Here is a 19,663-nt window from a genome sequence, read left to right as displayed (position 1 = left end):
GCGTCAGGGCGCGTCGAGCCGCGCCCAGAACCCGAGCGTGTCCGGGAGGAGCGCCCGTGGCTCGGCGGCCGACGCGGCGTCGCCCTCGCTTGTCGTCTCGCCGCCCGCGGGCTCCGGCTCCACAACGCGCTCGACGTCGAACCCCGCGTCAACGAGGGCGCGGTGGAGCTCGGAGACCGACCGGTCGAAGGCGACGAGGTCGGCATCGTACGACTCGTCGATCTCGATCTCCCGCCGCGGCGGCGCGTGATACCCCCTGTCGATCGTTCCGGTTTCCGGGTCGATCAGCTCCCGGAACGGGTGCATCACCGACAGGTAGAACGCGCCGCCCGGCCGGAGGACGCGACGCGCCTCGCGCACCGCGGCGTCGAGGTCCGCGACGAGTTGGAACGCCGCCTCGGAGAACGCCGCGTCGAACGCGTCGTCTGCGAGCGGGATCCGGGTCACGTCACCCTGGAGGAACCGGGCGTCGACGCCGTAGTAGTCGCGGAGCCGGCGCGCGTGATCGAGCTGCCCCTCGGCGATGTCGACGCCGACCACGCGGTCGGCGCCCGCCAGCGCCGTCCCCACGCTCCCCTGGCCGCCGCCGCAGCCGAGTTCGACGACGTCCGCGCCCGCTATCGGCGGCGGGAACTCCGAGCCGGCCGCCGCGTGGCTGTCCGGGTCGAAGGGCGTCGGGACCGGCGGAACTCCGGACTCGTCCGTGTCGGCGTTCCACAGCGCCTGGAACGCGTCGCTCCACTCGTTCCAGAGCCGGCGGTTCTCGCGGTGGTCGTCGGTCACGCCGGCGGATCGGTCGGCGACGGCATAAACCTCACTCGAACTCGTCGAGCGTCGTCGGCATCGCGCCGCGCACCTCGGTCACGAGCCCGTCCGGGTCGAGGCCGAGCACGTCCGCGGCCGCGCGGCCGACGCGGTCGGTGGCCGGTGCCGGGGCGTACACCCCGAGGCGCCACTGGTTGCGCTGGGCGGTCCGGAGCGCGGAGACGAGCGGCGACTGGCGCTCCAGCCGCCGGATCTCGCCGTTGACGGTGACGCGCGCGGTCGACTCCCGCATTGTCGGCTCGGGGGGCACGTCGAGGATCACGTGGTCGCGGGCGACGCCTGCCTCCGCGGCGATCTCGCGTTCGAGCGCCGTCTCGGCCGCGCGGTCCGCCTCGTGGACCCGCTCCGGCACGTCGTCGTACTCGGCCCACACCGCCAGCTTGTACAGGTCGCGCTCGTCGTACCGCCGGGAGAGCTCCGCGGTCCCCGGGCAGTCGCGGATCGCGGCGAGGAAGTCGTGGTCGTCCATCCGGCGCAGCTCGGCCGCCGTCGTCGCGGTCGCGTCGAGGAGTTCGCTCGCGGCCCGACGCAGCATCGCCTTCGATATCCGCGCGACGTGATGGGTGTAGACGACCGGGTTCATCAGCGCGCGGGCGAGGAGCAGGCTCTCGGCGGTCTGGACGTTCCCCTCGTCCAAGACGAGCTCCGGGCCGCGGCGGTCCGGGGTGTCGCCGTCGGTGGCGGCGCTCTCCCCGCCGTCCGCGACCTCGCCGCGCTCGACGAACGTCAGCTCACGGACGAACCGCTCGGTGTCGATCGTGCCGTACGGGACGCCGGTGTGGTAGGCGTCGCGCACGAGGTAGTCCATGCGGTCCACGTCGAGCTCGCCCGAGACGAGCCCGGCGTAGGGCCCCTCGCCGGCGACGATGTCGGCGATCCGGTCCGGGTCGAGGTCGTGGTCGCGCAGCACCTCGCCGACCGCGCCGGTCGCGAGCAGCTCGTCGACGTCGTCGTGGTACTTCCCGGTCCGGCGGTGGGTGAGCGATTCGAGGTTGTGGCTGAACGGGCCGTGCCCCACGTCGTGGAGCATCGCCGCCGCCTCGATGCGGTCGGCGCGCTTCCCCTCGATCCCGAGGTGGTCGAGCGCGCGGCTCGCGAGGTGGTAGACGCCGAGGCTGTGTTCGAACCGCGTGTGGTTCGCGGAGGGGTAGACGAGCTGGACCGTGCCGAGCTGTTTGACGTGGCGGAGCCGCTGGAGGGCGGGGGTGTCGACGAGGTCCGCGGCGACACCGTCGATCTCGATGTGGTCGTGGACGGTGTCCTTGACCGTGATCATGCGTCCGGCTTCGGCGGCAACCGGTAAAAGGCTGTGAGTGTCGCTCCCGCCGCGGCGGCGCCGGAAGCCGCCGGTCGGCTCCCGTCAGCCGCGAATCCGTGGCACGGTTTATGAGGCGACCGTGCGAAGTGCCGCGTATGTACGACGTGTTGCTCGGCATCGGACTCGACGACGAGCCGCGAGCGATCGCACAGGCCGAGGCGGTGATCGACCTCCCGGGCGATCCCGACGAGGTGACCGCGCACCTCTGTCACGTGTTCCGAGACAACCCGGAAGGCGCGTCGGTCCACCAGATCGGGACCGTGCGGCGCGCCCGGGAGATTCTGGAGGACGCCGGCGTGAACTGCGTCCACTACGAGGCCAGCGGCGATCCGGGCGAGGAGATCCTCGCGGCCGCGACCGACATCGACGCAGACCTCATCTGCGTGTCCGGGCGCAAGCGGAGTCCGGCCGGCAAGGTGGTCTTCGGCAGCACGACGCAGGCGCTCGTGTTGAACGCCGACCGACCCGTGTTGGCGGTTCCGGGACCGAACGAAGAGTGACGCCCGCGGTGTGCGATCAGGGGCGGCGAAACTGAGCGCGCGGTCGCGGCGGAAGCGAGAGCACGCCGCGGCGCCCGAGCCCCGGGGCGTCGCCGTCGGCGGGGGTCAGGGAGCGGGCCGCTCCGTCGCGCGCAGTCCCAATACTTCCCGCGCCGCGGTCGCGACCGGGTCGACGCGTTCCGCGGGACAGTAGACGCCGAGCGTCCAGCGGCGGCGCTCGGCGGCGCGGAGCCCGGTGACGAGTTCGGAGGCGTCCTCCAACCGCTGCGGGACGCCGTCGACGACGACGGCGGAGCCGGACTCCTTGAGGGTCGGTCGCGAGGGAATGTCCACGATCACCGCGTCGCGGTCGACCCCCGCGGCGTCCGCGATCTCGCGTTCGGCGGTCCGCTCCTCGGCGCGCCCCGCGTCGACCGTGCCAGCCGGCACTTCGTCGATCCCCGCCCACACCGCCCGCTTGTAGAGGTCGCGCCGCTCGATGCGCTCGCCGAGCGCCGGCACGCGCTCGCGGAGTTCGACGAGGAGGTCGTGGTCCGCCATCCGGCGGAACGCCGCCGCGTCGGTGTCGGTCCGGCCGAGGTAGCGCTCGCAGGCGCGCTCCAGCATCGCGCCCGCCACGCGGGAGACGTGGTGGCGGTAGACGACGGCGTTCATCAGCGAGCGCGCGACGAGCAAACTCTCCGCGGTCGCAACGTTCCCCTCGTCCAAGACGAGGTCGACAGCGTGGCCCGGGTCCGAGACGAGGTCGGCCGACCCGCCGGCCCCGTCCCCGCCGACCAGCCGGAGCTCCGTGACGAGCCGGCCGGTGTCGACGGTGCCGTACGGGACGCCCGTGTGGTGGGCGTCGCGCACGAGGTAGTCCATGCGGTCCACGTCGAGCTCGCCCGAGACGAGGGGGCCGAGCGCGCCCGCGCCGTCGATGAGGCCGGCGACGCGCTCAGGGTCGAGCCCGTTGCGTTCGAGGACCTGACAGACCTCGCGGTCGGCGTCGGTGAGCAGCCACCCCACGTCGTCGTGGTCGCGGCCGGTCGCGCGCCGGATGATCCCCTCGGTCTGGTGCCCGTACGGGCCGTGTCCCACGTCGTGGAGCATCGCCGCGGCGCGGACGTGCGCGGCGGTGTCGCCGTCGACGCCGAGTCCATCGACCGCGCGGCCCGCGAGGTGGTAGACGCCGAGGCTGTGTTCGAACCGCGTGTGGTTCGCGGAGGGGTAGACGAGCCGGACCGTGGAGAGCTGCTTGATGTGTCGCAGCCGCTGGAACGCGGGGGTGTCGACCAGCTCGGCGGCGAGGTCGCCGAGCCGGACGTGCCCGTGGACGCTGTCTTTGATCGCCTTCATCCGCGCGTCTCGGTCAGAGTCACTCGTCGACGACGTCGATCCCGAATCGCTCTTCGAGCGCGCGCACGACAGAGCCGCCGACGTTGGCGGTCGCGGCCCGGCCGTCCTCGACCGCGAGGAGGTCGTCCTCGTCGACTTCCAACTCGGCCGCGACCTCCTCGACCGTCAGCCCGGCGTCCTGCCGCGCCTCGGTGACGACGTCCCCGTAGCCGGAGACGAGGTACGGCAGCCGGTCCGACTCGTAGCTCGTCCCCTCCTCCTCCCAGCGCTTCGAGTCGCCGGTCGCGGAGTCGTACATCTTCGCCTGTTTCCGGGCGAGCTCCTTGTTCCGGCTCTCCGTCGGCTGCGACTCGGAGCCGGCGCCGCCGGGGCTCCCGCCCCGCGACCCGCCGCTCGGACCGCCGCGGTCGCTGGGGGCGTTGCCGGCGTCGTCGTGGGGGCGGCAGTTCGAACACACGAGCAGCTTGGCGCCGGCGACCGTCGCCTTGCGGAGGTCCGCGGTCTCGCGCCCGCAGAGCTCGCACGCGTCGCCGTCGTCGCCGCCGCCGCCGCCGCCCGTCGAGTACTTCGGCATACCACGTGTAGTTGCGCCGGACCGTTAAAAACTCGTGGAGCCTCGCGGCCCCGTCTCGGGTGCCGGTCGGACCGACCCGCGCGTCACGGGCCGAGGTACCCCCACGCCTGAAGCCGGTCGCCGTCGCCGTCGATCCAGCGCTCGCCGATGTCGTCGCGGTAGTACATTTCGGCATCACGACGTCGTCGATGCGCCCGTACGCCCGTTTGCGCGCCGCCCCCATCGTCTCTCCCTTCCCGGTGACGACGATCGGCATCCCGCTCTCGCCGGCGACACGCCACTGGCCGTCGACCCGCTTCGCGTCCTCGATGTGGATCCCCGCTCTGTCCGCGGCGTCGAAGACGACGGCGGCGTTCCGCGAGTTCTCGTCGTACGTCTGCTCGTCGTCGAACGGGAACGGCGGCAGCACGACTCGCACGGCGATCTGGTAGCCGTCGTGGAGGTCGGGCTCGGGCTTGTCGCCGTGCGCGAGGTCGTGGAAGAACTCGGCCGTCGACGACTCGATCGACTCCTCCTGGAGGGCGATCGTCGGGTATCCGAACCGCGGCGTGAACTCCAGCGGGTAGATCCCCGTCTCGTTGACGATACAGTTGATGTCGATGCTCCCGACGTACCCCTCGTCGGCGAGCCACCCTTCGAGCTTCCCGAACGTCTCTCGAAAGAGCCTGTTCCGTCCCGCCCAGAACATCGAGGCCCCCATCTCGTCGGTCGAGGGCCCGATGTTCCCCGGGAACAGCTTCTTGTGCTCGAAGTTGAAGTTGACGCGGTCGACAAACTCGTTCCCGTCGAAGAAGCCGCAGATCGCCACCTCGGCGCCCTCGACCTTCCGCTGGAGCTGGAACCCCTACATCCGGTTCCCCCACGCCTCCTTGTACGCGCGGAGGACGTCGACCACGTCGCCCCCGTCGTCCTCGTCGCCGACGTACAGCAGGCGCTTGACGTTTTGTACCTCGCCGAGCGGTTTGATCACGTAAGATCCGGGGTTCCGTTGGACCTGCTGGATACCGGCGTCGAACTCGCGGAACACGTGGTGTTCGACCGTGTTGACGCCGTGGTCTTCGAGCACCTCCGTCGCGTAGCCGCGGTCCTCTTCGAGGCGGTCGGTGTTCGGCGTCCCGCCGACGACGGCCTCCCCCTGTTCGCGTCGTTCCTAGGCGGGTTCGCACGTACCGACGCCGGAACCGACCCAGATGTCGTCGAAGACGGTCACGTCGGCCCAGTCGACCTCGGCGCGCCAGTCGTCAGTCTTCGGGACGAACCCGTCGCCGATCTACTGGTCGCTTTCGGCCTCGACGTAGTACTTCACGTCGTGGCCCTCGCGGTGAACCTGCCACGCCAGATCGGCGATCAGCGCGGCGTCGGCCGAGACGAAGAGGAAGGCGGCGTCGTCCATGCGGGGCGGTCGCCCGGGAGGGACTTGAGTGTGTACCGCGTCGCTCGCGCCGGTCCGACCGGGAGACGGTTGAAACGTTAACGCCCGGGTTGATGAGGGACGGCGTGGTCGATCCGAGTATGCCAACCGTGACACGGGACGGCGTGACGATAGACTACGCCGTCGACGGGGATCCCGGGGAACCGACCGTGCTGCTGCTCGAAGGGCTCGGGTACGGCCGGTGGATGTGGCGGTGGCTCGCCGAGGCGCTGGCCGACGACTACGAGGTGCTCCGGCCGGACAACCGCGGGACCGGAGACTCGGACGTGCCGGACGGGCCGTACACCGTCGCCGAGATGGCGGCCGACGCGGCCGCGGTCCTCGACGACCGCGGCGTAGAGGCGGCCCACGTTTGCGGCGCGTCGATGGGCGGGATGATCGCGCAGGAGTTGGCCCTCTCCGACGACCGGGTCGCCTCGCTGACGCTGCTGTGTACCTCTCCCGGGGGCGACGACGCGGCACCGACCCCGCCCGAGGTGCAAGAGCACATCTTCTCCGCGCCCGAGGACGCCGACGCCCGCGAACGGATCCGCTACCTGATGGAGCCGGCGGTCTCCGACGGCTTCTACGACCGCGAGCCCGAACTCGTCGACCGGATCGTCGACTGGCGGCTGACGGGCGACGCGACCCCGACCGGCCGCGAGGCGCAGGCGGCCGCGGTGGCGGCGTTCGACGCGAGCGACCGGATCGGCGACCTGTCCGTCCCGGCGCTCGTCCTCCACGGGACGGCGGACCGCGTGCTGCCGGTCGAGAACGCGGAGCTGCTCGCCGAGCGTCTCCCGCACGCGGAGGTCGACCTGTTCGACGGCGGGCCGCACCTCTTCTTCGTCGAGGAGCGCGAGCGCGTCAACGACCGAATCCGGGCCTTCCTCGGCGGGGTCGCCTGAGATGGCGACCGGAAACGATCCGCGGGGAGACGACCGTACGGAGGAGGTCGGCGCCGAGTCCGACCCGCGACCGCACCCGCACGGCGACCGGGGGTACGACTGGGTCGGCTCGCTGTCGGCCCGCCGCGCGCGGCTCTCGCCGGACCGCGTCGCCGTCACCGACACGGCCGCGAACGCCGAGTACACCTACGCGGAGCTGGACGAGCGCGCCAACCGGACCGCGCGCTTCCTCCGCGACGCCGGCGTCGAGGCGGGCGACCGCGTCGCCGTCGTCTCCCGGAACCGCGTCGAGCTCGTCGACCTGTACTTCGCGACCGGGAAGACCGGGTCGGTGCTGGCGCCGCTCTCCCACCGCCTCGCGGAGCGCGACCTCGCCGCGGTGTTGGGCACCGTCGACCCCGAGTTGCTCCTCGTCGAGGCCCCGTTCGGCGGCGACGTCATCGACGCGTTAGAGCGGGCGGACGTCGAGCCCGCGGTCCGCTCGATCCCGACCGACGGCGACGACGCGTGGCGCCCGTACACGCGGGATCTGCCCGGGGACGGCTCGCCCGTCGAAACCGCCGACGTGTCGCTCGCGGACCCGCACCTCCTCTTACACACCGGGGGCTCGACGGGCACGCCGAAGGAGACGGTAATCAGTCACGGCGCGATCCGCTGGAACGCGTTCAACACGATCACCGCGTGGGGGCTCCGCGAGGACGACGTGACGCCGATGGTGTTCCCGATGTTCCACACCGGCGGCTGGAACGTGCTGACGGTCCCCTTCTTCCAGATGGGGGGGCGGATCCTCCTGAGCCCGGAGGTCGACCCCGGCCGCGTCCTGCGCGACGTCGAGCGCGAGTCGGCGACGACGCTCGTCGCGGTCCCGGCGGTGTTGCGGATGATGGCCCGCCACGACGAGTGGGACGCCACAGACCTCTCCTCGCTCCGCTTCGTGAAGAGCGGCGGGGGCCCTTGCCGCGAGAGCGTCATCGCCGCGTGGCGGGACCGCGGCGTCGAGATATCGCAGGGGTACGGCCTCACCGAATGCGGACCGAACAACTTCGCGATGCCCGACGACTTCCCGCCGGAGAAGACCGGGAGCGTCGGCGTCCCGGCGCTCGCGGTCGACGCGCGCGTCGTCGACGAGGACGGTCCCGTGCCCGACGGCACCGTCGGCGAACTGGAGCTCGCCGGGCCGGCCGCCGCGGACCGATACTGGGACGAACCGGAGGAGACGGCCGAGACGTTCGGCGACTGGGTGTCGACCGGCGACCTCGCGCGCGTCGACGAGGACGGCTACTACCACATCGAGGGGCGCAAGAAGAACATGTTCGTCTCGGGCGGCGAGAACGTCTACCCGCCCCGCGTCGAGGACGCGCTCACCGACCACCCGCGGATCGAGGAGGCGGTCGTGATCGGCGTTCCGAGCGAGCGCTGGGGGACGGTCGGGAAGGCGATACTCGTCGGCGACGAGTCGCTCTCGCTCGACGACGTGGAGTCGCACCTCGCCTCGCGGGTCGCCCGGTACGCGGTCCCGAAGGCGCTGGCGTTCGTCGACGAGATGCCGACCTCCGGCCCGTCGAAGATCGACCGCGCGGCGCTGAAAGAGCGGTTCGGCGAGTAGGCGAGGCGAGGAGATCGGCTCGGAGCGGGGCTGGCGGGCGGAGAGCGCCTCGCTCGGAGTGAGCAGTAACAATTTTTTTTGAAACTCGGAGTAGACAACCGGTGTATGTCCTCCACACGTCGTGCCCTCCTTGCGACCAGCGGACTCATCGCGACCGCGGGGTGTGTGAGACCGATATTCGGGCCCGCGCACGACAAGATCGGATCGCTGTCATTGCGCGCCCAGACCCCCTCGACCGTCGCCGAGCGGACCACCACGCCGGTGACAGTTCGTGCGCTCGGCCCGTACGGACACACCCTTGTTCGGCGTGTACTCGACGACGGATCGGCGTCCTATACCGCTGCCGACACGCTGGTTGCCGAAGGAGAGATCGTCCAGCAGGACGGAGCGTTCTACGAACTCACTCACGAAACGACGGGGCATACGCCGGCGATGGCCTATCCGATCGAATTCGAGGCGACAGTCCCGGCGACGACCTCGGTCGACGACGATGAGACGGTCTCTTTCGATGCCCTCCCGGCGGTTGATCGAAGCGCCCTCCGAACCGGTCTCATAAACGAACTCTGGCGGAGACTCTCCCGGACCGAGGGACGCGTCTCCGGCGATGGGGGACTGGTCTATCCGGCGACACCAAGCGGACCAACGGAGTCGCTGGTCGTTCCGACTCCCGAGTATGATACCGTCCGCTACGGAGACGGACAGCTCCGGCTCTCAGTTACCGGCGAGGCGACCGAGACGCGCTTACACAGCTACAGACTCGAAGGCTCGACGGTCGCCACCTCAGAAGAGGCCTATGTATCCGATGTCCTTACGCGGTCTCGGACGGACGCCGTAAAACTCGAAGCGTCGACGCTCACCGACCGCCAACACGATATTCTTCAGGCGGCAATCGATCAAGAGTACGGCCACGATCAGCCGATCGACGACGCGTCATCGGCGTACCGGACGCTCGTTGTGCGCCTGTTCGCCTCTGATAGCGACCCCGAATCGGTTGATCTCGTTGACCTGTCGGGTAGTGAGGCAATGGTCGTCTACGACGGGACACTGTATCGGGCGAGCTACACTGTCAGTACCCCCTGATCACGACCCACCCGGTCGTTCAGGAATCATCGTAGTACTCGCCGCGGGGCTTCTGCTCGCGATCAAGTTGACCGTCGAGCTTGTTGATCCGTGGACCGCGGCTTCGTGCGTCCCGTCGGAAGCTGATGCCAAGCGCCTCAAGGAAGGCGTTCACACCCTCGCGCATCGGCCGTGGGGCCCCGACTGTCCGTGTTCGCCCGACGTGTCCCGAAGACGATCGGTCGGTCGGCGACCCGATCGGTGACAGAGGGGTCGCGATCAAACAGCGTTTCAGGCTCCTCGGGCGCAATCTGCGTCTGCGAGGGGTCGCGCGTACGCAGTGACGAGGTCGACCGAGACACCGGGGGCGACGGCTGTTATGGCGTGCCAAACAAGGTTTTGAGTCTTCACTGAGCGTTCCACAGGAACAACCGTTATATACGCGGGGGATAAGGTCGTGTCATGCTCGACGTCACGATGGATATGGAGCAGTTCGACTGCCCGTTCATCGACACCTCCGCGGACCACGACGTCTCCTTCTCCGCTATGCACTGGCAGCTGGACACCGCGGCGGAGCAGCTGGAGACGCGGCTGCTCGTCGAGTCGCCGGACCGCTACGAGCTCGGCGAGGGGCTCACCGCCCTCCGCGACCACGAGAACATGGCCGAGTACCGGCTGTTCTCGAAGCAGGACGGGACGGCGATCATCCGGACCGTCATCGAGGAGACGAACGCGATGTCGACGATAACCGACCACGGCGGCTACATCACGGGCCCGTTCCTGATCGAGGACGGGTCCGAGCGCTGGCAGGTCGGGTTCGACGACGAGGCGACGACGGAAGCGGCGCTCCACGACTTAGAGAAGGGCAACGAGTTCGTCGTCGAGGACCGGTCCGAGCTCTCGATGGAGGCGCTGTTCGACACGATGCGGAACGCGAACGCGGCCTCGACGATGCTGGACGCGTGCCGCGACCTGACCGACGTCGAGCGCGAGACCATCGAGACGGCCGCCGACGCGGGCTACTTCGAGTCGCCCCGCGAGGCGACGCTGTCGACGCTCGCGGACGAGTTCGACGTCTCGACCGCGGCCGTCTCGAAGAACATGCGCCGCGGCGAGAAGAAGTTGCTCCGCAGCGTCGTCGCCGCGCTCGACGGGCTGGAGTAGACCGGGGACGCGGCGACACGACCGAGGCGCCGCGGTCGTCGGACCGACGGCTCGTCGTTCGGAAACCGCGGTTTCGGTGCCCGTTTTCGGCGTATTCCCTCGACACCCCGCGGTCTGTTAACATCTTAACTCGGCCCTTCATGCTGGTGTCCGGTGTCGAACACTGTATGCGAGACGAACACACACGGCGAGCGTATCTGCGACGAACCGGCGCCGCGGTCGGCGCGGCCGGAATCACCGGGCTGGCCGGCTGTTCCGGCGGAGACGGGGGAGATGGCTCCGACGGCGGGGACGGCTCGGACGGGGGCGACGGCGGAGACGGCGGCGACCTCTCCGGCGAGACGGTCCGGATCGGGGCGCTCCAGCCGACCTCCGGCGACCTCAAGTACTACGGGCAGATCAGCCTCCGCGGGTTCTACTCCGGGTTGGCGTACAAGCACGACCTCGACCCCGTCGAGGAGGCGACGCCGGGCACGTACACGGTCGAGCCCGAGGGCGGCCCGACCTACGAGATCATCGTCGAGGACACCGGCTTCAGTCCGGATACGGCCCAGAGCGTCGCGACCGACCTCGTCTTGGAAGAGGAGGTCGACATCCTGTTCGGCGGGACCTCCTCCGACAGCGCGCGCCGGCTCATCAACACCGTCGTCGACGAGACGGACATCCCCTACCTGATCGGGCCGGCGGCCGACGCCGGCATCACGGTGAGCGACGAGTTCTGTCACCCGATGGCGTTCCGCGCGAGCGAGCACACCGCGATGGACGCGCGGGCGGGCGGCACGTACGTCGCCGAGAACTTCGACATCGACACGGTCGCGGTGTTCGCGTCCGACAACGCGTTCGGGCAGAGCGTCGCGGAAAACTACACTCAGGTATTGGAGAACAACGGGGTGGAGGTCTTGGAACCCCGCTTCGTCGAGGTCGGGTACTCCGAGTTCGACGGGCTCTTCGAACAGGCGATGTCGGACGGCGCGACGGGCGTCGTCGGCGGCTTCACCGCGTCCACGCTGCCGCAGTTCCTCACCTCCGCGATCTCCTACGACGTCCAGGTGTTCGGCGGGTTCGCCGCCCTGCTGACGACGCAACTCATCGGCGGGACCATCGAGTCGGCGCTGGGCGAGGGCTTCACCGAGCAGGATATCAAGGACGCCGGGCTCGGACCGTTCACCAGCCGGTACCACTGGAACCAGTACGAGAACTCGATCAACGAGGAGTTCCGGCAGCTACACATCGACGCGTACGGCATCGTGCCGGACCTGTTCAGCGCCGGGACGTTCACCGCCGCCTCGGCGCTCTCGCAGGCCGTCTCGGAGACCGGCTCCACGGACGGCGCCGACATCGCCGAGGCGCTGCGCGGCATGACCGTCGCTGAAACGCCGAAGGGCGCGGACGGGTACACCTTCCAGGAACACAACAACCAGGCCGCCTCGCAGATGACGGTCGCGTGGCCGGTCCCGACCAGCGACGAGTACGCCGACACCTGGGGCGCGCCGATCATGCCCGGCCAGCCCCTCGAACGGCTCGACGCCGAGGACGTGATGGTCCCCGAAGAGGACGCGAGCTGCTCGCTGTAATGCTGCTGGAGACCGAGGGGCTCACGAAGCGCTTCGGCGGCATCACCGCCGTCGACGGCGTCGACTTCGCGTTGGAGACCGGCGAGCTCTGCTCGATCATCGGCCCAAACGGCGCGGGGAAGACGACGTTCTTCAACCTGCTCACGGGCGTGTTGGAGCCCTCCGACGGGAGCATCCGGTTCGCCCCATCGGGCGGCAGAGACGCGGGGGCGGCCTCCGCCGGTGCCGACGGGACCGGCTCCGCGATCGACATCACGACGGCCTCGCCGGACGAGACGGCGCTCGCGGGGATCCACCGGTCGTACCAGATCACGAACCTCTTCCCGACGCTGTCGGTGCTGGAGAACGTCCGCGTCGCCGCGCAGGCGAGCCGCGGGAACGACTCGTGGAAGCTGTGGCGCAACGTGACCGACTTCGAGGACCACTACGCGGAGGCGACCGCGATCCTCGAACGGATCGGGCTGGCCGAGGAGGCCGAGACCGTCACGCAGAACCTGAGTCACGGCGAGAAGCGTAGCCTCGAGATCGGGGTCGCGCTCGCCGGCGACCCGGATCTGCTCCTGCTCGACGAGCCGACCGCCGGCGTGTCGAGCGAGGGCGTCGACGAGGTCGTCGCGCTGATCGAGGACGTGGCCGAGGATCACTCGGTGATGCTCATCGAACACAACATGGAGGTGGTGATGGACATCTCCGACCGTATCGCCGTCCTCCACCGCGGCGAGCTGATCGCCGACGGGCCGCCCGAGGACGTTCGCGGCGACGAGGACGTTCAGGAGGCGTACCTCGGCGGGTACGGCCGCGAGGGATCCGCCGACGGACGAGAGCGCTCCGCCGACGAGGGAGGGCGCTCGGACGGCGACGCGGCCGCCGACGGCGGCCGACGCGTGCGCGCCGGGGGTGAGTCGCGGTGACGACGCTCGAACTCGACGGCGTCCACACCTACTACGGCGAGAGCCACATCCTTCAGGGGTTGTCGCTGTCGGTCGAGGCGGGCGAGATCGTCGCCCTCGTCGGCCGGAACGGCGTCGGGAAGACGACCACGCTCCGCACCGCGCTCGGGCTCACGCCGCCCCGCGAGGGGACGGTCCGGTTCGACGGGACGGACGTGACGGGGATGGAGCCCCACGAGATCGCCGCCCGCGGCATGGGGTGGGTGCCGGAGGAACGACGCGTATTCTCGCATCTCACGGTCGAGGAGAACCTCCGCGTCGCCGCCCACTCGGCCGCCGATCCCGGCGCTCGGATCGCGGGGGCGTACGAGCTGTTCCCGGCGCTCGACCGCTTCGCCGACAAGGAGGCGGGCGACCTGAGCGGCGGGCAACAGCAGATGCTCGCGATCGCCCGAGGGATGCTCGGCGACAACGACCTGCTGCTCGTCGACGAGCCGAGCGAGGGGCTCGCGCCACAGATCGTCGAGGACGTGGTGGAGGCGCTGCGCGCGGCCTCCGCGGACACGACGATGGTCCTCGTCGAGCAGAACTTCCGGCTGGCGATGGATCTGGCCGACCGCTTCTACCTCATCGACCACGGCGTCGTGGTCGAGGAGGGAGAGACCGCCGGCGTCACGAGCGAGGACGAACGGATCCGGAGGTACCTGACCGCATGAGCCTCGGACCGCTCGCGGGGACCGCCGCGCAGGTCGCCCCGCTCGTCGACCCGGGCGCGCTGCTCGCGACCGGCGGCGCGGTCGACGGCCTCCAGACGGCCACTCGCGTGCTCGCCGAGGGGATCGGCAAGGGCGCGGTGTACTTCACCATCGCGGTCGGCCTGACGCTTGTCTTCGGGCTGATGGGCGTGCTCAACTTCGCGCACGGCGCGATCGCGATGGTCGGCGCGTACCTCGGCGGCTTGGTGCTCGTCCTGCTCGTCGGGGCGAACACCGGGACGGTCGCGACGATCCTCGTCTTCTTCGTCGCGCTGGCGCTCGTGTTCGCGGTCACCACCGCGGCCGGCAGCGCGATGGAGGTGACGCTCATCCGGCCGATCTACGACCGGACGCCTACCTACCAGATCCTGTTGACCTTCGGCGTCTCGCTCATCATCGAGGAGGTCGCCCGGATCGTCTTGACGCTCCGGGGGATCCAGCCGAACCCGCAGTGGCAGGCACCGATGGGCACCGCGCCCGACGTGCTGCTCGGGCGGACCGAGCTGCTCGGCGTCGGCGTCAGGCGGCTGTACCTCTTCGAGGTCGCTATCGGCGCGGTCGTCGCCGTCGCCGTCTGGGCGTTCCTGACGAAGACGCTGTACGGCCTCTACATCCGGGCCGGCAGCGAGGACACCGAGATGGTCCAGGCGCTCGGCGTCGACGTGCGGCAGGCGTTCACCGTCGTCTTCGGCGTCGGGACCGGCCTCGCCGCGGTCGGCGGCGTCCTGCTGATGTGGGACCCGATCTGGGGCCCCAGCGTCCTCCTGAGCATCGACGTGCTGCTGTACGCGTTCGTCGTCGTGATCATCGGCGGGCTCGGGAGCTTCACCGGGACGCTCGTCGCGGCGGGTATCGTCGGGATCGCCGACTCGGTGACGACGTGGTTGTTCACCACCGGGATCGTCACTTTTCCCGGCCTCTCCGAGGTGACCATCTTCCTCCTGCTCGTGGTGATGCTGATACTCCGCCCGCAGGGGCTCTACGGCGTCGAGGAGGTGGGAGGCCATTAGCGACCCCGACTCCGGTGTCGACGCGGACGCCCCGGCGGACTCCGACGGGTCGGTCGGCGACGCGGGCGCACCGGTCGACGGTTCCGGCGCTCACGTCGACGAATCGGACGCTCCCGTCGACGAGACGGATCCGGTTCCGCCGTCGAAGGCAACCGGCGGCCTCCGCGAGTACCTGCGAGACCACGCGGTTCACGCGGCCGTGATCGTCGGGTTCCTGCTGTATCCGCTCGGCTACGAGGCGCTGCTCGCGACGCCGGCGGCGCCGCTCGCGGAGACGTTCCTCCCCGCGATCACGTTCATGGTCGTGGTGCTGTACATGGGGCTGTTCGCGATGAGCTTCGACTTCGTCAGCGGCTACACCGGCTACCTCTCGTTCGGGCACGCCGCCTTCTTCGGGACCGGCGGCTACTTCGTCGTCCTCGCCGCGAACGGGCAGGTGCCGGGGATCCCGGGCGGGACGCCGTTCATGATCACGCTCCTGCTCGGCGCGGTGGTGGCCGGCCTGCTCGCGCTCGTCATCGGGTCGGTGTCGTTCCGGCTCACGGGCGTCTACTTCGCGATGATCACGCTCGGGTTCGCGCAGGTGATCTACGAGCTGATCCGCTCGTGGGGGTACGTCTCGACGAACCCGACCGAGGGCGCGACGGTGAGCGGCGACGCGCTCGCCATCGGCGTCCCCTTCGTCGACGCGCTGAGCCTCGACGTGGGGCGGCTCACGGGCGAGAGCGTCGAGAACCTGCTCGGCCTCGGGATCGACCTGTCGGCGACCGTGGTCTCGTACTACGCGCTCGGGATCGTAGTGGTCGTCTGCTACTTCGCGATGCAGCGGATCATCCACTCGCCGTTCGGACGCGTGATGATCGCGATCCGCGAGAACGAGGAGCGCGCCCGGGCCGTCGGCTACGCGACCTACCGGTTCAAGCTGGCCGCGTTCGCCATCAGCGGCTTCTTCGGCGCGGTCGCCGGCGGGATCTTCGCCGCCTACTCGCGCTCCGTCGCGCCCGACGGGACGTTCTACTTCCTCGTCACCGCCGACGCGCTGATCACGACGATCGTCGGCGGGTTCGGCACCCTCGCGGGGCCGGTGTACGGGACCCTGTTCACGCAGGGGTTAGAGGACGTGCTCTCGACCGAGAGCGGCGGGATCGCGACGCTGCTGCGCGAGGAGCTCCCGGCGAGCGTCCTCGAAGCGGATCTGTTCGGGATCAGCGTGGAGCTGTTCGTCAACACCGCGGTCGACGGGCGCGCCCCGCTGTACCTCGGGATCATCTTCGTGCTGTTCGTGCTGTTCGTCCCGAACGGCATCCTCGGGACGCTACGCGACCGGCTCGGCGGCACCGTCGGGAAGCGGCTCCCGGACCACCTGCGGCGCTACCTCCGGTAGCGTCGCGGGCCCGCGGCTCCGCGGCCTCCGTCGCACGTCCCGCGACGGACCGCGACGTAGACACACGACACATGACCGATATCACGCGATACGACGGAGCGAACCGAACGCGGCGCGGCGAACCGGACCGAACGCGGCGCGGAGGAGACGGATGACCGTCTCGATCACCGGACTGGGGACGTACGTCCCGGACGAGACGATCACCGGCGAGGCCATCGCGGCCGAGAGCGGCATCCCGGAGGAGGTCGTCGTCGAGAAGATGGGCGTCCGTGAGAAGCACGTCTGTCCGCCGGACGACGACCACGCGACCGACATGTCGGTGACGGCCGCCGAGCGCGCGCTCGCGGACGCCGACGTCGATCCGGCCGACCTCGACGTGGTCGTCTACCACGGATCCGAGTACAAGGACCACGTCGTCTGGTCGGCCGCGGCGGCGATCACCGACCGACTCGGGGCGACGAACGCGTACGCGACCGAGAGCTACACGCTGTGTGCGGGCGCGCCGATCGCGCTCCGACAGGTGACCGCCCAGCTGGAGACCGAGCCGATCGACACCGCGCTGCTCGTCGCCGCGAGCCGCGAGGAGGACCTCGTCGACTACGGCAACGAGGACAGCTCCTTCATGTTCAACTTCGGCAGCGGCGCGAGCGCGTTCGTCGTCGAGGCGACCGACGGCGGATCGGTCAACGACGAGGCCGATCGCTTCGACGGTCGAGCGCGGGCGACCGTCCGCGCCAGCGCGGCCCAGACCGACGGCTCGTTCGCCGGCGACGTGGTGATGCCGGCGGGCGGGTCGAAGCGCCCGCCGAGCGAGGAGACCGTGCGCGAGGGGCTTCACACCCTCGACGTGCCCGACCCGGACGGGATGAAAGAGCGGCTCGGGCCCGTCTCGCTGCCCGCGTACCTCTCGGTCGCCGACACGGCCCTCGAACGGTCCGGGTTCGACCGCGACGACCTCGACTTCGTCGCGCTCACCCATATGAAGCGGTCGTTCCACGAGCGGGTCCTCGACGAGCTCGGCCTCGATCCAAGGAGCGACGGCTACTACCTCGACGAGTTCGGCCACGTCCAGAGCGTCGACCAGGCGCTCGCGCTGGAGCGTGGCGCCGAGACCGAGCGCCTCGAACCGGGCGACCTCGGCTGCCTGCTCGCGGCCGGGACGGGGTACACGTGGTCCGCGACAGTGATCCGGTGGCGAGGCTGACCGCTTGTAAACAGCGGAGCGTCTCACGGTTCTCCAGAACTCGCAAGACAGGGGGCTCGACTGATCTCTGTGCGGTTCCGTCCGAGACGGGCGATTCGATTACTTACACTGTTACGTCGCGGCTGCCCCTTTGAGTTCCCGCCCCGCACAGCACCTCACGCCTCCCCAGCCTCGTCGCTCACGCCCTCCGGGCGTTCGCGACTCCCTCGCCCGCTCCTCGCGGCCGCCTCCGGCGCCCGCTCGGAGGCACGCGCCACCGCTTCGACGCGTCGTCATTTACAAAATGGCTCGGCCGAGCGTCCGCCTCCGTCGGTCAGTCGCTCTCTCCGTGCGGGACGGACAGCACCGTCGCCTCGCCGGAGAGGACGCGCTCGTCGCGCTCGGGGACGGTCGCGGTCGTCTCGACCGCGACCCGGTCGCCGCCGATGTCGTCGATGACGCTGACGCTCGCTTCGACCGTCTCCCCCGGGTACACCGGCTTCTCGAACGACAGTTCCTGCGAGAGGTAGACGATGTCGCCGGAGAGCCGCGCGAGCGCCGCGGAGACGACCGCGGCCGAGATGATTCCGTGCGCGACGCGGCCGCCGAACATCGTGTCGGCGGCGTACTCGTCGTCGAGGTGGATCGGGTTCTTGTCGCCCGAGAGGGCCGCGAACGCCTCGATCGTCTCCTCGGTGATCGTTACTTCGTGCGTCGCCGTCTCGCCGACCGTCGCGACTGGCATACCGATCGGACGCGCGCCCGCCGCCTCAATCCCGCGGTTCAGCCTCGAACCCGTGCGGCGTCGGGGACTACCTCCGGCGTGGATCAGTCGTCCGCCGGCGCGTCGACCACGTCCACGTCGGTGGGGTTCGCGCCGCCGTACGCCTCGACCAGCTCATCCAGTCGGTCCGGATCGTCAGCGTGGGCCAGCGGCTCCGTCGCCGTCTCGCAGGCGGCGTCGACGCCGAGGCGGTCGCAGACCTCGTCGACGGTCGTCTCGGCCATCTGGCGGTAGGTGGTCAGCTTGCCGCCCACGACGCTGTACAGCCCGGCCGCGCCGTCGCGGTCGTGGTCGAGCAGCGTGAACCCGCGCGAGATCCCGCGGCGGTCCGACCCCGCCTCGTCGGGCGAGTAGAGGGGGCGGACGCCCCACCACGTCCGGACCGTCGTCGCGTCGGCGACCGCGGGGAGCATCGCGGCGCACTCCTCGACGGAGCGCTCGATCTCCCAGTCTTCCGTCTCGTAGTCGTCGGGGTCAGAGACCGGCACGCTCGTCGTCCCCAGCACGACCTCGCCGTCGTGGGGCACGACGATGTCACCGTCGTCGGGGTCGCGACACCGGTTCAGCACGGGCGGCGCTCCGTCGTACTCCACCGAGACCATCACGCCCCGGCTCGGGGCCATTCCGACCTCGACGCCGGCCATCTCGGCGATCGAGTCGGCCCACGCACCGGTGGCGTTGACGACGATGTCCGGGGTCAGGGTCGCATCGACCGCGCCGCCGACGCGGACGGACTCGACCGCGCCGTCGCGGACCGTCACGTCCTCGACCGGCGCGTGCGGGTGGACGGTCGCGCCGCGGCGCTCGGCGTCAGCGGCGTTGGCGGCAACCAACCGGGACGGATAGATGACGCCGTCGGGCACGCGGAACGCCTCTTGGACCTCGTCGGCGAGGCCCGGCACCGCCTCGCTGGCGGCGTCGCCGTCGAGCCGTTCGGTCTCGATGCCGATCGCCTCGCAGGCCGCGATCTTCTCCTCGAAGTAGTCGGGGTCGTCGCCGTCGAGCCGGACGAACAGGCCGCCCGTTTCGCGGACGCACGCCCCGGCGATATCGCGGAGCGTCCGGTTCTCGACGATACACTCCTCGGCCCCCTCGGCGTCGGCCTCCGCGTAGCGGGCCCCGCTGTGGAGGAGGCCGTGCGACCGACCGGAGGTGCCGCTACCCAGGCCGCCGCGGTCGACGAGCGTCGCGTCGACGCCGCGCATGGCGAGGTCCCGAGCGATGCCCGTTCCCGTCGCGCCGCCGCCGATCACCAAGACCGTCGAGTCGTCGCTCACGCGACGGTCACCCGGGTTGGCGCGGGAGCGTGCTCCGCCGCGAGACGCCGTCGATTCCGGTCACTGTCGATCATGCCATATATACGCATTCCGCGCACTTGAG

The 19,663-nt window shown here is 70.3% G+C and carries 17 protein-coding genes and 1 pseudogene; 11 read left to right on the top strand and 7 right to left on the bottom strand.

Features of this window, described 5'->3' with window-relative positions; all coding sequences use genetic code 11:
- Positions 1-3: 3 nt before the first annotated feature.
- Both Z052_RS01715 and Z052_RS01710 read right to left on the bottom strand, forming a co-directional pair.
- A complete protein-coding gene (locus Z052_RS01715; protein ID WP_049933116.1) occupies positions 4-783 on the bottom strand; it encodes a class I SAM-dependent methyltransferase in 780 nt (259 codons plus the stop codon).
- Positions 784-814: 31 nt separating this feature from the next.
- Positions 815-2,101 (bottom strand): HD domain-containing protein, encoded by a 1,287-nt coding sequence (locus Z052_RS01710; protein ID WP_086216030.1) that lies wholly within the window; start codon positions 2,099-2,101, stop codon positions 815-817.
- 137 nt (positions 2,102-2,238) lie between these two features.
- On the opposite strand from Z052_RS01710, the gene Z052_RS01705 reads away from it, so the two are divergent.
- On the top strand, positions 2,239-2,643 hold the full coding sequence (locus Z052_RS01705; RefSeq protein WP_049933119.1) for a universal stress protein: 405 nt from the start codon (positions 2,239-2,241) through the stop codon (positions 2,641-2,643).
- Between the two features lie 105 nt (positions 2,644-2,748).
- On the opposite strand, the gene Z052_RS01700 is transcribed toward Z052_RS01705, so the two are convergent.
- From Z052_RS01700 to Z052_RS20825, 3 genes and pseudogenes are all read right to left on the bottom strand, one after another.
- Positions 2,749-3,981 (bottom strand): HD domain-containing protein, encoded by a 1,233-nt coding sequence (locus Z052_RS01700; protein ID WP_049933120.1) that lies wholly within the window; start codon positions 3,979-3,981, stop codon positions 2,749-2,751.
- A 19-nt stretch (positions 3,982-4,000) separates the two neighbouring features.
- Positions 4,001-4,555 carry a transcriptional regulator gene (locus Z052_RS01695; protein WP_049933122.1) on the bottom strand — a complete coding sequence of 185 codons (555 nt, stop codon included), beginning with the start codon at positions 4,553-4,555 and terminating at the stop codon, positions 4,001-4,003.
- Between the two features lie 83 nt (positions 4,556-4,638).
- A pseudogene (locus tag Z052_RS20825) lies at positions 4,639-5,948 on the bottom strand (phosphoribosylamine--glycine ligase).
- A 119-nt stretch (positions 5,949-6,067) separates the two neighbouring features.
- On the opposite strand from Z052_RS20825, the gene Z052_RS01685 reads away from it, so the two are divergent.
- The 10 genes from Z052_RS01685 to Z052_RS01640 all read left to right on the top strand — a co-directional run bounded on the left by Z052_RS01685 (position 6,068) and on the right by Z052_RS01640 (position 17,520).
- Positions 6,068-6,874: an alpha/beta fold hydrolase gene (locus Z052_RS01685; protein ID WP_049932954.1), complete on the top strand. Its 807-nt coding sequence runs from the start codon at positions 6,068-6,070 to the stop codon at positions 6,872-6,874.
- A 1-nt stretch (position 6,875) separates the two neighbouring features.
- The gene (locus tag Z052_RS01680; RefSeq protein WP_080508618.1) at positions 6,876-8,480 is read left to right on the top strand and encodes a class I adenylate-forming enzyme family protein; all 1,605 of its coding nucleotides are present in this window, start codon (positions 6,876-6,878) and stop codon (positions 8,478-8,480) included.
- 105 nt (positions 8,481-8,585) lie between these two features.
- A complete protein-coding gene (locus tag Z052_RS01675; protein WP_099288621.1) occupies positions 8,586-9,560 on the top strand; it encodes a hypothetical protein in 975 nt (324 codons plus the stop codon).
- A 441-nt stretch (positions 9,561-10,001) separates the two neighbouring features.
- Entirely contained in the window at positions 10,002-10,703 is a 702-nt protein-coding gene (locus Z052_RS01670; RefSeq protein ID WP_049932952.1) for a helix-turn-helix domain-containing protein, read from the top strand.
- 167 nt (positions 10,704-10,870) lie between these two features.
- Entirely contained in the window at positions 10,871-12,277 is a 1,407-nt protein-coding gene (locus Z052_RS01665) for an ABC transporter substrate-binding protein (RefSeq protein ID WP_094519709.1), read from the top strand.
- Entirely contained in the window at positions 12,277-13,188 is a 912-nt protein-coding gene (locus Z052_RS01660; RefSeq protein ID WP_049932950.1) for an ABC transporter ATP-binding protein, read from the top strand. Before Z052_RS01665 ends, Z052_RS01660 begins: the two co-directional genes overlap by 1 nt.
- Positions 13,185-13,883 (top strand): ABC transporter ATP-binding protein, encoded by a 699-nt coding sequence (locus tag Z052_RS01655; RefSeq protein ID WP_049932949.1) that lies wholly within the window; start codon positions 13,185-13,187, stop codon positions 13,881-13,883. Before Z052_RS01660 ends, Z052_RS01655 begins: the two co-directional genes overlap by 4 nt.
- Entirely contained in the window at positions 13,880-14,932 is a 1,053-nt protein-coding gene (locus tag Z052_RS01650) for a branched-chain amino acid ABC transporter permease (RefSeq protein WP_049932948.1), read from the top strand. Before Z052_RS01655 ends, Z052_RS01650 begins: the two co-directional genes overlap by 4 nt.
- Positions 14,933-15,131: 199 nt before the next feature.
- Positions 15,132-16,316, top strand: a complete 1,185-nt coding sequence (locus Z052_RS01645; protein ID WP_080508617.1) for a branched-chain amino acid ABC transporter permease — start codon at positions 15,132-15,134, stop codon at positions 16,314-16,316.
- Between the two features lie 151 nt (positions 16,317-16,467).
- Positions 16,468-17,520, top strand: a complete 1,053-nt coding sequence (locus Z052_RS01640) for a 3-oxoacyl-ACP synthase (protein ID WP_094521415.1) — start codon at positions 16,468-16,470, stop codon at positions 17,518-17,520.
- Between the two features lie 313 nt (positions 17,521-17,833).
- Here Z052_RS01640 and Z052_RS01635 read toward each other — a convergent pair whose 3' ends face one another.
- Both Z052_RS01635 and Z052_RS01630 read right to left on the bottom strand, forming a co-directional pair.
- A complete protein-coding gene (locus Z052_RS01635; RefSeq protein WP_094521414.1) occupies positions 17,834-18,244 on the bottom strand; it encodes a MaoC family dehydratase in 411 nt (136 codons plus the stop codon).
- A gap of 83 nt (positions 18,245-18,327) precedes the next feature.
- On the bottom strand, positions 18,328-19,560 hold the full coding sequence (locus Z052_RS01630; protein WP_094521413.1) for an FAD-dependent oxidoreductase: 1,233 nt from the start codon (positions 19,558-19,560) through the stop codon (positions 18,328-18,330).
- Between the last annotated feature and the right edge of the window lie 103 nt (positions 19,561-19,663).

Source organism: Halorubrum sp. C191 (assembly GCF_002727095.1).
In the GTDB taxonomy this organism is placed as follows: Archaea; Halobacteriota; Halobacteria; order Halobacteriales; family Haloferacaceae; genus Halorubrum; species Halorubrum ezzemoulense.
The sequence above is the reverse complement of the archived record's forward strand: the minus strand, read 5'-3'. Positions and strand labels throughout refer to the sequence as shown.

Bases quoted from the DNA above. Each gene is read 5' to 3' on its own strand.
- Z052_RS01705 (WP_049933119.1), top strand. From the start codon at position 2,239: ATGTACGACGTGTTGCTCGGCATCGGACTCGACGACGAGCCGCGAGCG.
- Z052_RS01665 (WP_094519709.1), top strand. From the start codon at position 10,871: ATGCGAGACGAACACACACGGCGAGCGTATCTGCGACGAACCGGCGCC.
- Z052_RS01650 (WP_049932948.1), top strand. From the start codon at position 13,880: ATGAGCCTCGGACCGCTCGCGGGGACCGCCGCGCAGGTCGCCCCGCTC.
- Z052_RS01695 (WP_049933122.1), bottom strand. From the start codon at position 4,555: ATGCCGAAGTACTCGACGGGCGGCGGCGGCGGCGGCGACGACGGCGAC.
- Z052_RS01635 (WP_094521414.1), bottom strand. From the start codon at position 18,244: ATGCCAGTCGCGACGGTCGGCGAGACGGCGACGCACGAAGTAACGATC.
- Z052_RS01675 (WP_099288621.1), top strand. From the start codon at position 8,586: ATGTCCTCCACACGTCGTGCCCTCCTTGCGACCAGCGGACTCATCGCG.
- Z052_RS01700 (WP_049933120.1), bottom strand. From the start codon at position 3,981: ATGAAGGCGATCAAAGACAGCGTCCACGGGCACGTCCGGCTCGGCGAC.
- Z052_RS01660 (WP_049932950.1), top strand. From the start codon at position 12,277: ATGCTGCTGGAGACCGAGGGGCTCACGAAGCGCTTCGGCGGCATCACC.
- Z052_RS01710 (WP_086216030.1), bottom strand. From the start codon at position 2,101: ATGATCACGGTCAAGGACACCGTCCACGACCACATCGAGATCGACGGT.
- Z052_RS01670 (WP_049932952.1), top strand. From the start codon at position 10,002: ATGCTCGACGTCACGATGGATATGGAGCAGTTCGACTGCCCGTTCATC.
- Z052_RS01680 (WP_080508618.1), top strand. From the start codon at position 6,876: ATGGCGACCGGAAACGATCCGCGGGGAGACGACCGTACGGAGGAGGTC.
- Z052_RS01640 (WP_094521415.1), top strand. From the start codon at position 16,468: ATGACCGTCTCGATCACCGGACTGGGGACGTACGTCCCGGACGAGACG.
- Z052_RS01685 (WP_049932954.1), top strand. From the start codon at position 6,068: ATGCCAACCGTGACACGGGACGGCGTGACGATAGACTACGCCGTCGAC.